At 67.3% G+C, this 11,756-nt stretch carries 10 protein-coding genes; 3 read left to right on the forward strand and 7 right to left on the reverse strand.

Annotation, left to right across the window (positions count from 1 at the left end; all coding sequences use genetic code 11):
• Window positions 1-33 precede the first annotated feature (33 nt).
• The gene (locus AC5RT4_RS04950) at window positions 34-732 is read left to right on the forward strand and encodes a hypothetical protein (RefSeq protein WP_494042058.1); all 699 of its coding nucleotides are present in this window, start codon (window positions 34-36) and stop codon (window positions 730-732) included.
• Between the two features lie 60 nt (window positions 733-792).
• Here AC5RT4_RS04950 and AC5RT4_RS04955 read toward each other — a convergent pair whose 3' ends face one another.
• Entirely contained in the window at window positions 793-1,176 is a 384-nt protein-coding gene (locus AC5RT4_RS04955) for a hypothetical protein (RefSeq protein WP_494105031.1), read from the reverse strand.
• A gap of 153 nt (window positions 1,177-1,329) precedes the next feature.
• Between AC5RT4_RS04955 and clpB the strand changes: the two genes are divergently transcribed.
• Entirely contained in the window at window positions 1,330-3,987 is a 2,658-nt protein-coding gene (gene clpB / locus AC5RT4_RS04960; RefSeq protein ID WP_494105032.1) for an ATP-dependent chaperone ClpB, read from the forward strand.
• Window positions 3,988-4,055: 68 nt separating this feature from the next.
• Here clpB and AC5RT4_RS04965 read toward each other — a convergent pair whose 3' ends face one another.
• On the reverse strand, window positions 4,056-4,781 hold the full coding sequence (locus tag AC5RT4_RS04965; protein WP_494042061.1) for a septum formation family protein: 726 nt from the start codon (window positions 4,779-4,781) through the stop codon (window positions 4,056-4,058).
• 273 nt (window positions 4,782-5,054) lie between these two features.
• Between AC5RT4_RS04965 and AC5RT4_RS04970 the strand changes: the two genes are divergently transcribed.
• Entirely contained in the window at window positions 5,055-5,288 is a 234-nt protein-coding gene (locus AC5RT4_RS04970; protein WP_494042173.1) for a DUF3073 domain-containing protein, read from the forward strand.
• A 174-nt stretch (window positions 5,289-5,462) separates the two neighbouring features.
• On the opposite strand, the gene AC5RT4_RS04975 is transcribed toward AC5RT4_RS04970, so the two are convergent.
• The 5 genes from AC5RT4_RS04975 to AC5RT4_RS04995 all read right to left on the reverse strand — a co-directional run bounded on the left by AC5RT4_RS04975 (window position 5,463) and on the right by AC5RT4_RS04995 (window position 11,708).
• Window positions 5,463-7,193: an ABC transporter permease subunit gene (locus AC5RT4_RS04975; protein ID WP_494105033.1), complete on the reverse strand. Its 1,731-nt coding sequence runs from the start codon at window positions 7,191-7,193 to the stop codon at window positions 5,463-5,465.
• Window positions 7,193-8,770 (reverse strand): ABC transporter substrate-binding protein, encoded by a 1,578-nt coding sequence (locus AC5RT4_RS04980; RefSeq protein ID WP_494105034.1) that lies wholly within the window; start codon window positions 8,768-8,770, stop codon window positions 7,193-7,195. Before AC5RT4_RS04980 ends, AC5RT4_RS04975 begins: the two co-directional genes overlap by 1 nt.
• 78 nt (window positions 8,771-8,848) lie before the next feature.
• Complete coding sequence (locus AC5RT4_RS04985) at window positions 8,849-10,102, reverse strand: MFS transporter (protein ID WP_494105035.1); 1,254 nt, start codon at window positions 10,100-10,102, stop codon at window positions 8,849-8,851.
• Window positions 10,099-10,902 (reverse strand): ABC transporter ATP-binding protein, encoded by an 804-nt coding sequence (locus AC5RT4_RS04990; protein WP_494105036.1) that lies wholly within the window; start codon window positions 10,900-10,902, stop codon window positions 10,099-10,101. Before AC5RT4_RS04990 ends, AC5RT4_RS04985 begins: the two co-directional genes overlap by 4 nt.
• Window positions 10,899-11,708, reverse strand: coding sequence for an ATP-binding cassette domain-containing protein (locus tag AC5RT4_RS04995; RefSeq protein WP_494105037.1), 810 nt, complete (start codon window positions 11,706-11,708; stop codon window positions 10,899-10,901). The genes AC5RT4_RS04990 and AC5RT4_RS04995 overlap by 4 nt, the downstream gene beginning before the upstream one ends.
• Window positions 11,709-11,756 lie beyond the last annotated feature (48 nt).

Here is an 11,756-nt window from a genome sequence, read left to right on the forward strand (position 1 = left end):
CGCGGACGGGCGCGGCGTATTGGGGGAGAACTAATGAACGTACCAGCGGGGCATGTCCTCGGCAGAAAAATTACGACGGCGGCTGCCGCCCTTGCGTTGCTGGCTGGCACAAGCGGTTGCAGCCTGTTCCCGTCGCCGGCCCCTCTGCCGGACATCGCCCCGGCTACGCCGGTGTCCGCGCTGCCGGCCGAGTGCCCCTTCGTTGGCCAGAACGACCTGCTGCCGGTCCGGATCCCCATCGGCACACCGCGCGAGACGATCGGCAGTGTCCTGAACGCGTACAGCGCCTGGCTCAACGCCGGTTCGGAGCTGGTCAGCGCCTGGACTCCAGGCACCGCGGTCCCCGGGAACTGTGTCGAGCGGCTTGCGGCCAGGAATGCGGAGGCCTACTCGAACACCCTTTTCACGTCGCACAGCGACGTGGCCTGGCAGCAGTACTTCACCTCCGTGAAGGTAATGAACCAGCAGAACCTGGCAGCGGTCCGCTCTGCTGAACCGGAAAGCAGCGGGCGGGGAATGTTCGAACTGCTGCAGGAGATCGACTCGAGCGCCACAGACAGCGGCACGTTCCTGAAGTTCGATGCCGTGTACCGCCCCGTGGTTGCCGGCCAAGGCAGCTGGGAGGACCTGGACAAGCCCACGCGCTGGTATGTGGAACTGGTCCCGGCGGGAGAGTTCCTGGTCATCAACTACATCGAGACCAAACCGGCGGCCGGTTACCCGGCGGGCTGACGCCGCTGCCGTTGCCGTTGAGCGGATGCCGGTCCTCGGCCTGCTCCCCACGGCGGCGGCCTACATCCCCGGCAGGTCCAGGGACTCGTAAACCTGAATGCTGGCGCCGGGCATCATGAGGTGCGGGTGGCCGTCCAACAGAGCCTGGGCACCGGCGAGGTCCTCGGCCTGGAGGATTCCGTAACCTGCGACGCCGGTGCTGGTATCTGAGGTACCGGTTGAGGTGATTTCCTTCCCCGCTCCCAGCGGGGTGCCCAGGTCCACAATGCCGTCGCCGGCGCCCTCGGCCCACGCCATCCACGCCTTCATGCCTTCCCGGGCTGCCTCCGGCGAACTTTCGGCCATCTGCGCCTGGGCCGACTGTGCTGCGATGTAGAGAACAACAAACTTCTTCATTGCCTGTCCGGTCTCCTGTGCGCCGGCGGCACTGTGCTCCCCGGTCACAAGCCGATCCTAGGGTGGATGGCTCTGCTTGGAAACGGGGGGGGAAGTGAGGCGTGCGGGTTCGCTGTGGGAAAACTGAAAATAAAAAGTACCCCATCCAAAGTTGAGCGTAGTAGACTCAACTTAGATCAATTGCCCTGAAAGGAGCTCTCTTTGGACGTCAAATTCACCACCAAGAGCCAGGAGGCTCTTTCGGCTGCGGCCATGAATGCCTCCACCGCCGGCAACCCGCAGGTGGAACCTGCCCATTTGCTTAAAGCGTTGATGGACCAGCGTGAAGGCGTAGCGGTGGCGCTTCTCCGCGCAACCGGCGCCGATCCGGACGCTGTCAGCGTCCAGGCCAGCAGTGCCATCAAAGCGCTGCCGGCCACGTCCGGGGCGTCCAGCCAGCAGGCGCAGCTGTCCCGGCCCGCCCTGCAGGCCATCCAAAACGCGAAGGAGGAAGCCGACCGGCTGGGCGACACCTTTGTTTCCACTGAAGTGCTCCTCCTGGGCCTGTCGGCCGGAAGCGACGCCGCAGGCCGGCTGCTGCGTGACGCCGGCGCCTCCCACGAAGCGCTGCTCGCCGCCCTGCCGGGCGTGCGCGGCGACGGAAAAGTCACCAGCCCGGACCCGGAGAACACCTTCCAGTCGCTGGAAAAGTTCGGCACGGACCTCACCGCCATGGCCAGGTCCGGCAAGCTGGACCCGGTGATCGGCCGCGATAACGAAATCCGCCGGATCGTCCAGGTCCTCAGCCGCCGGACCAAGAACAACCCCGTCATCATCGGTGAGCCCGGCGTGGGCAAGACCGCCGTCGTCGAAGGACTGGCCCAGCGCATGGTGGCCGGGGACGTGCCCGAAAGCCTGCGCGGGAAGACCCTCATCGCCCTGGACCTCGCCTCCATGGTGGCCGGCGCCAAGTACCGCGGCGAGTTCGAAGAGCGCCTCAAGGCCGTCCTCGAGGAAATCAAGAACTCCGACGGCCAGATCGTTACCTTCATCGATGAAATCCACACGGTAGTGGGTGCAGGTGCCACCGGAGACTCATCCATGGACGCGGGCAACATGCTCAAGCCCATGCTGGCACGCGGCGAACTGCGGCTCATCGGTGCCACCACCCTCGATGAATACCGCGAGAACATCGAAAAGGACCCTGCCCTGGAGCGCCGCTTCCAGCAGGTGTATGTGGGTGAGCCCAGCGTCGAGGACACCATCGGCATCCTCCGCGGCCTCAAGGAGCGCTACGAGGCGCACCACAAGGTTGCCATCGCAGACTCTGCCCTGGTGGCAGCAGCGACCCTCTCCAACCGCTATATCTCCGGGCGCCAATTGCCAGACAAGGCCATCGACCTGGTCGATGAGGCCGCGTCCCGGCTGCGGATGGAAATCGACTCGGCACCCGAGGAGATCGACCAGCTCCGCCGCGCCGTCGACCGGCTCACGATGGAAGAACTCGCCCTGGAAGGCGAAACCGACGCTGCTTCCATGGAGCGCCTCGCCGCGCTGCGGGCGGACAAGGCGGACAGGGAAGAGGAACTGGCTGCGCTGAATGCCCGCTGGGAGGCCGAAAAGGCCGGGCTCAACCGGGTGGGTGACCTCAAGGCGAAGCTGGACGAGCTGCGTTCCACGTACGACAAGGCCGCCCGCGAAGGGGATCTTGAGACGGCATCACGGATCCTTTACGGCGAAATTCCGGCGCTCGAGCGGGAGCTGAACGCTGCCGCAGAGGCCGAAGCCGCCATCACGGACAAGTCCGCCCAGATGGTGGCGGAGCAGGTGACCGCAGACGACATTGCCGAGGTCATCTCCGCCTGGACGGGGATCCCCGCAGGCCGGATGCTGCAGGGTGAAAGCCAGAAGCTGCTGCACATGGAGGAGGAGCTCGGAAAGCGGCTGATCGGGCAGAAGAAGGCCGTCACCGCCGTGTCCGATGCCGTCCGCCGCGCCCGCGCCGGCATCAGTGATCCCAACCGCCCCACCGGTTCGTTCCTGTTCCTTGGCCCCACAGGCGTTGGCAAGACGGAGCTGGCGAAGGCACTGGCGGACTTCCTGTTCGACGACGAACGCGCCATGGTGCGGATTGACATGTCCGAGTACGGCGAGAAGCATTCCGTGGCGCGGCTCGTGGGTGCCCCTCCGGGCTACGTGGGCTACGAGGAGGGCGGCCAGCTCACCGAAGCCGTCCGCCGCCGTCCGTACTCGGTAGTGCTGCTGGACGAAGTGGAGAAGGCCCACCCCGAGGTCTTCGACATCCTCCTGCAGGTGCTCGACGACGGCCGCCTCACCGATGGCCAGGGCCGCACCGTGGACTTCCGCAACGCGATCCTGGTGCTGACCTCCAACCTGGGCAGCCAGTTCCTGGTTGATCCCTCGCTGGATGCCGAGGCCAAACGGAACGCCGTGATGGCCACCGTCAACGCCTCCTTCAAGCCGGAGTTCCTGAACCGGCTGGACGAAGTGGTGCTGTTCGACCCGCTGTCCGTGGAGGAGCTTGCCCGCATCGTTGAACTCCAGGTGGGCGAACTGGGACGGCGGCTGCACGAGCGCCGGCTGACCCTCGACGTCACCGACGGCGCCCGCGCCTGGCTGGCGATGTCCGGCTTCGACTCCGCCTACGGCGCCCGGCCACTGCGCCGTCTGGTCCAGCGGGAAATCGGCGACCGTCTGGCCAAGGCGATCCTGTCCGGCGAAATCTCGGACGGCGACACCGTGCTGGTGGACACGGCCACCGATTCCGTTGAACTCACCATCGAGGGGCTGGAAGCGCTGGCCAAGCCCAACGGCGGTGCGGTCCCCGGAACCGGACTGGTGGTTCGCCGGAAGGAATAGGCCCACCGGAAGCAGTGGACGTGTAGCCGGGCCAGGACGTGCTGCCCTGGCGCCTGGTGCCCCAGGCGCTAGGGCAGCACGCTCGCGTTAACGTTGTTGCCGCCGGGGGAGGTGACGTAGCAGTCCACCCTGCGGTCCCCGCTTTCCCAACTGGTGGAACTGGGAAAGCTCCGCTCGAAGTTCAGGGTGTACTCGTTGGCCGCAGGTCCCAGTCTTGCGGCCTGGCACGCTTCCAGGGCTTTGGCCTTCAACGCCTCGGGGCCCGGGTACGACTCGCTTTCCGGGTAGCGGAACAAGGCGACCAGTTGGGCTGAATGGCCGGTGTCGCAGGGGACAACCGTGGCTTTCAGCGCTTCCGGGCTGAAGTCCTTAAAGCAGTCGCCCAGGGCATAGTCGGCAGGTTCCGCCTCGCGGGGCAGGGGCAGCGGACTGGCGGGGGGAGTGGCGGCGGTTTCCAGCACACCGGCAGCGGCGCCTCCGGACGCCTCCTGGTTTTCGTTGCTGTTCAACCACAGGGCAAGCCAAACGAGCGAGCCGATGACCGCCAGGAGAACAACAACGAACAACGCCTTCCACAGCGTCCGCTGGTTGATGCTCCCGCGGCCCGCTTCGGGCCCCTCCGGGAGGGCCGACCGGTTGCGGCCCCCCGCCCCGGCTTCATTCCGCTGTTGCCGCCTGCGTAACGGGGGCTCGACTGCCGGGACTCCATACTCGGCCGCGGGTACCGTGGGCAGGCCGGCGGCGGGCGAAGAGGCGGGCTTGGGCGGGACGTCCTGGTGGTTCACGGGGTGCATCCTCCTGCGTTTTTCTCCGCGCGGGCGCCGGAATTCCGGCCGGGCTCAGTAGTTGCTGATGTGACTCTACCGAAGAAAAAAGCCTGATTCCGGCCTGGGCAGGGCAGGAGCGGTACTGCATGTGATGTGCATCGGCACTGCGGGAGCGCGCCTGGCAAGCGGGAGCAGTAGAAAGCATGTAATCTAGGTGTACGACAAATTGACCAAACATTCCGGGGCCTCACCATAGCCAAGGTGACCACCTCCGGTCCGAGTACAAAAGGGGGTCACGCCATGGGGCGCGGCCGTCAAAAGGCAAAAGCTACTAAACAGGCTCGGGACATCAAGTACTACTCCCCGAACACTGACTACACAGCTCTCCAGCGTGAGCTCAAGAGTTCAGAAGTCCGCGCTCCCAGCCGTTTCGCCAACGAGCCGGTTGAACCGGACTATTCGGCTTACGTGGACAAGTACGCGGATGATTTGGAAGAAGATGACGACGAGGTAGATACCCGTCGTATCGGCTAGTTGTCCCGAGGTCTGTTGCCGTAACCGGACAGCCCTGTGACACCGTCGCACTCATGGATTCAGTATCGGGGTCCCGGTCTTTCAGCTCGGATCAGTGCTGCGCTTCTTTGTAGCCCCCTGGTCTTCGCAGACTGAGGGTGCTGAACTGCAGACATAAAGCCCGCCCCCTTCGCCTTATACGGTGCCGGGGCGGGCTTTTTGCTGTCCGGCCAGGCTCACAGCCAGAACTGACGCCAGGACCAGCGCGGAAGCCGGTGCCAGGACCGCCCACGGCGCCCGTTCCACGTAGCCGATGCCCTCGGCCAGGATCAGGCCCCAGTCTGGTGACGGCTGCTGGGGTCCCAGCCCCAGGAACCCGAGTGCCGCCAGGGCAAGGGCAACCCCCGGCAGCCGGAGCATCGCGTGGCGCAGGAGCGGCCGCACCACCGCCGGCAGGATGTAGCGAAGCATGATGCGCGCCCTGCCCACCCCCAGAACAGGGAGGATCTGCACGTAGGATTGCGCCCGTGCCTCCTGGGCAAGCGCGGCGGTATGTGCGGCCAGCGGAGCCCAGCTTACGGCGGCCACGGCCAGGGCAGCGCCCTCTGCCGAGGGTCCCAGCACGGCAGCAACAACCAGCCCGGCGAGGATGGGCGGCGCGGCGTTGGCCACCTCAAGCGGCCCCGCAGCGGCCAAGGGGAACAGCCCGACGGCGATTCCCACCGCCAGGCAGACCAGGACCACTACCAGCGCAGTCCCCAGCGTCCCCAGGGCGCCGTGTCCCACCCGGGCCAGGAGGTCACGGCCGCTGGCGTCGGCACCAAAGGGCAGCGCCCAGGTGGGTGCCGCGAGCCTGGCGTGGGCGGAGGTGAAGGGATCACGCAGCAGCCCGGCCCCGACAATGAGCAGCAAGGCGGCAGCTGCGACTGCCGGCACCGCCGGCCGGCGGCGCCGCCCTGACCGCGCCGGCTCCGGAAGCGGCAGCGTGCCGAAGCGGACCGCGGGCCCAATCAGGAGGTACCGCGCCGCCGTCGTCAGCGTTCCCACCAGCAGTGCCAGCCCCATCAGTGCCAGCATGCCCGCCTGGAGGGTGGGAATGTCCTGGGCGCCGGCGGCACCGAGGAGCAACCGGCCGAGCCCCGGAATGGCGTAGACCTTTTCCACCGCCACCGCTCCGCCGGTTAGTCCGATGAGGACCAGCCCGATCTGTGGCAGCACCGATGGCAGTGCCCGCCGCAGCACAGCCAGCGTCAGCCGCCCGGGTCCTGTTCCTGCCAACCGCCAGGTGCCCACCCACTTCTCGCCGAAGCCGGCGCGGATGGCGTCGGACAGGAGCAGCCCCATCAGGCCGCCCGCAGGAATGCCGAGGGCCAGGGCGGGCAGGACGGCGTACTCCGGGCCCTTCCAACCGAAGGGCGGAAACCACTGCAGCCAGATGGCACCTGCCACCAGCAGCATGGCGGAAAGCAGGAATTCCGGCAGCGAGGTGAGTGCGGCGGAAAGCGCGCCGGACGCTGTCCTCCGCCGCTGCCGGAGGCCGTCCACTACGGCCGGCGCGCAGATCAGCAGGGCAATAACGGCTGCTATGGCAATGGCGAAACCCATCAGCGTCACCGACACGCTCAACGCAGCCGCGGCGCCGGGTCCCACCGGAGTATTGCTGATCCAGGACGTGCCAAGGTCACCGGCAAGCACCCCCTGGACCCAGGAGCCAAGCATGGCCACCGGTCCCTGCTCCAAACCGAGCTCCGCCCGGATGGCAGCCAATGCTTCCGGCGTGGGCTCGCGGTCCGCGTACCTGGCACGGAGGATGGTGTACTCGGCGCCACGCCCCGAGAGCCACGGCATCATCCCGATCAGCACCACCAGCCCGAGGAGGGCGACGATCCGCGAGACGGTGACCTTCAGGAAAACCAGAGCGGGCATCAGCCGGCCGCGCCTGTGCCGGTGGACCCGCCGCCCGTGCTTTCCGTCGTGCTGCTGACTGCTGTCCTGCCCGTGATCAGGGCCCGTTCGCGCGGATCCCGCTCCACGCCCCGCACCCTTACGGATTCGCCCTGGATGACCCGTTCGTGCAGCAGCGGGATGGCGGGGTCGCGGGCCAGGATGAGGCCTTCGGCGGCCGCGATGGCAGCACGGCGTTCCGGGCCGGCAGGAATGCCTGCGGCCCTGGCCAAGGCTGCGTCCACAGCCGGATCGCAAAACTGGGAAATGTTGAAGGATCCGCTGCAGGAGAAGTCGCTGTAGAGGTAGGCCACGGGATCACCGGAATCCAGCACAGTTGCGCGGGAGAGGATGAAGGCATCGAATTTCCCGGCCAGGGCGTCCGCCTCGATGTGCTGGTATTCGCGGACATCCTGCTCTACGGTGAAACCGGCGGCTTCCAACTGCTGCTCCAGCTGGACCGCAACTTCCGGCAACTCGGCCCGGTCGGTGAAGGTTCCAAGCCGGATGGGCGTCCCCTTCACCGCGGTTGCGGCAACGCGGGCAGCAAGGGCTGCAGCGTACCCTTCGTTATTCCGCTCGTCCGCCGCCCACGGAAGGGCCGGGCCGAGCAGCCCGGCTGCCTTGTCCGCGCGTCCTTCGTAAACCCTGTCCACAACGGTGCCGGCATCGATCGCCCCGCGGGCAGCGGCGCGGACGGCCGGATCAGCGAACGGACCCGCGGCAGTGTTGAGGTAGAGCGTGTTGGTCCGCGGCATTGGCACCTCGTGCACCAGGGCGGGATCGATCTGTTCCACCTGACCCACGGGTATGGCTTCGACAATGTCCGCATCCCCGGTCCGCAGAGCCGCTGCCCGGGCGGTTCCGTCCGGGACGAACTGGACGTCCACGCCGTCGGCCTCCGCTTTTTCACCCCAATACCCGTCGAAGCGGTCCAGCCGTGCGGACGAGGTGCCGTCCACAGACACCAGCCGGTACGGCCCTGTGCCTGCATTCCGCGGGTCAACCATGCCGCCCTCTTGGTAAGCCGAGGACGCGAGGACGGCCAGCTGGGGACTGGACAGCCGCTGGGGCAGAAGTGGATCGGGCGTCGACGTCCTGACCACTACAGCGCCGGGACCGTCAGCATCGGCCGCAAGTTCGACGCCGTCGAGGATCCTCGGCTTAGGGCTGGCCTTCGCGGCAGCGGTCAGGGAGGCAACAACCTCCGCCGACGTCATGGCTGTCCCATCGTGGAACTGCACACCTTCCCGGAGAGTGAAGCGCCACGAGGTCTCATCGATCTGCTGCCACTCGGTGGCCAGCCCCGGCTTGGCCTCGCCGAGATCATCCAGGACCACCAGGGTTTCGGCGGTCTTCCAGCGCGACAGCTTGAAGGCGTCGTCGCTCAACGGGGACAACCCGGACCGGGGCGGCTGAAGCATGGCCACCTTGATCCGGCCGGCACCGTCCCCGCCCTCGGCCGCCTGCTCGGTGCCGGCGAAACATCCGCTCAGGCCGGCAGCGATCAGGAGGGCTGAAAGGGTAGTTACGCCTGTTTGGAGTCGTTTTTTGGGCACGTTTGTTACCTGCTTCGATTGTCGGTGGGAGAGCCGGCTTACTGCCGGAATGAGCGTTTACTTGATATGCGCGGCGGTTCAGCGCCTGGCCGGCAGAAGCCGTGGAAGTCCGACGGCGGGAATCACCATGAGTGCCGCCATCACCGCCCAGGGCCAGACGGCGTCAGGGCCCGGCCGGGAGGCACCTGAGTAGAGCGGTCCCAGGACGAAGTTGCCCAGCAGCACTGCGCAGCCGCCCATGCTCGCAAGAAGTCCGTAGTAGATGCCGGTCAGGCGGCCGCGGGCAAAGTCGAGGACCAGCGGCATGGCCACGGGTCCGATGCACATGTGCCCCAGGCACAGCCCCACCACGAGCAGCAGGGGCGGCAGGAGCTGCAGGGTGCCGGTGGCAGGGAATCTGGCAAGCAGGGCCATGGTGGCGAAGGCCAGGCCCTTGAGGAAGAAGCCGGTTGTCAATGCCCGCCCGGCGCCCATTCGGGTGGTCAGCCGGGAGATTGGCCACTGCAGCGCCACGGTAAGGACGGAGGCAACGGCGAACAGCACGGCCAGGGCCTCAGGTCCTGCGCCGCTTCTGGTCAGCTCGATGGGAAGGCCGAAGTAGAGCTGGTTGTAGGCCAGCAGGTTCACACTGTAAAGGGCGGCGAAGGCCAGGAAACGCTTGTCCCGCAGCATCGCGGGGACGCCGTCGGCGGGCAGGGCAGGGGAATGCAGGCGGGCTGGAGCAGGTGTTCCGGCCCGGGCCGGCACGTGGTGCCACAGCACCCCGGTCATGACGGCAAAGACCGCCGCCCCGGCCACCGCGGCCCAGTTGAAGGAAAACCCCAGCAGCAGTGCTCCCACCAGAGGGCCGGCCACGGCCCCGATTTCTCCGCAGATGGCGAGGAGCGCAAAAAGTCCAGGTGCCTTCCCGCTGGTGTTCCGCCGTCGTTCTTCTGCCCTGCCAACCAGTGATTCCAGGGCCGGGGAGAACAGTGCCCCACCCATGCCCGTGAGCACGGCGCCCAGGAGGAACAGCGGAAAGCTGCCGGCCAGAGCCAGGGCCAGGTAGCCGGAGATGCGGACCAGGCAGCCCGCCAGCATGGCGCGGCGCGGCCCCCAACGGTCCGTGATCATCCCGCCCGCCAGGAAGAGTCCCTGCTGGCTGAAGACGCGGGCGCCCAGGACCACGCCCACCGCGGTGGCGGTCATTCCGAAGTCCTGGGTCATCACCAGAGCCAGGAACGGAACCACCGCATAGAAGCCGATGTTGAAGACGAGCTGGCTGGCGAGAAGGAGGCCAGGGGCAGGACGGGGTTCTGCTGCTGTCTGTTCTGCAGCGCTGAGGGCGGTCACAGGGCACCCGCCGGGACGGCGCAGTGGAGCTGCAGGTTAGCCGAGGCCTGCACGAGCTCGACGGCGGCCGGGCTGGCGGGGTTTTCCAGCACCTTCCCCGATGGCCCTTGTTCCACGACGGTGCCGCCTGCAAGCACGGCCGTGGTGCCGCACAGCCGGGCGGTTTCCAGGTCGTGGGTGACCAGGAGCAGTCCCAGGTTGTCATTCCGCACCAGTCCGGCCAGCAATGTCAGCACGGTATCCCGGAGGGGGAGGTCCAGGCCGCTGACGGGTTCGTCGGCCAAGAGGTAGGCGGGCGAGACAACCAGGGCGCGGGCGATGGCCACCCTTTGGCTTTGCCCGCCGGACAGTTCCCCCGGGCGGCGGTGCATCAGGGCAGCCGGCACCTCGACGCGTTCCAGCGCATCGCCGATCATCTCCCGGTGGTTTCCTTCCAGCCGGAGCTGCCGCAACGGTTCCATCAACAGCTGCCAAACGGTCATCCGGGGATCGAGGCTGCCTGCAGGATTCTGCGGAATGTACTGCACTGTCCGGCGGTACCAGCGAAGTGTTTTGGCGGTTCCGGGCCCCACGGTCCGTCCGCCGAGCGTCACGGTGCCTGCGGAGGGCTTTGCCATGGCCAGGAGAATCCGCACCAGGGTGGACTTGCCCGAGCCGGAGCTTCCCACAAGCGCTGTGCTGGTGCCGGGGGAGAGGGCAAGGCTGACGTTGGCCAGCGTCTTTTCCGCGGGTCGCCTGCTGCGGAAGCCGCGGGGCGGGTAGGCAAAGGAGATGCCATTTGCGGCCAGGGCGGCGGTCATGCTGCCACCGCTGTTGTTCCAGCCGCGGGGGTTCCCGGAAAAGCCGAGGGCGAAGTTGCACCGGCTGCCTGCACCAGCCGACGGGTGTAGGCGTGCCGCGGAGTACGGAGCAGTTGCGCCATCGGTGCGTCTTCCACGATCCGGCCGCCCTCCATGACCATGGCGCGGCTGCACAGCGCGGCGGCGGCCGCGAGGTCATGGGTAATAAAGAGAAGCGTGCGGCCCTCGGCCCCCCAAGCGCCGAGGGTCGCAAGTACTTTCAGCCGGGTGACGGCGTCCAGGGCGGTAGTGGGCTCATCAGCCACGAGGACGCGGGTACCGCAGGCCAGTGCCAGGGCGATGCAGACTCTTTGCAGCTGCCCGCCGGACAGCTCGCCGGTGTAGCGGGGCAGGATGGCTGAAGGCTGCTCGATTCCGGCCCGGGCCAGGAACCGGCCAGCCTGCGTCCGGGCGTCCGTCCGGCTGAGCCCGGCCCTGCGCAGCGGAAGGAGGAGCTGTTTGCCCACGGGGACCAGCGGATTGAGGGAGGTCTGCGGGTCCTGGCGGATTAATGCCGCGTTCCCCGGGGCTGCCTGCACCTTGCCGGCTACGGCCGGATGCCCTGGGAAGGTGACTGCCCCGCTGACGGTGATCCCTTCCGGGACGGTTCCAGTCACGGCGGCGGCCGTCAGTGACTTTCCCGATCCGGAGGCGCCCAACAGGGCAACGCACTCACCTGCGTGGACGGAAAACGTCAGGGGATGCACCAGCGGCTGGCCTGCATGCGCCAGCGCGAGGTTTTTCACGGAGAGGGCGGGTGCAGGCATCTGGGCATCATTTCGTAACAGGACTCAGGGCAGGTCTCATACTAACAA

Source organism: Arthrobacter sp. sptzw42 (assembly GCF_059089685.1).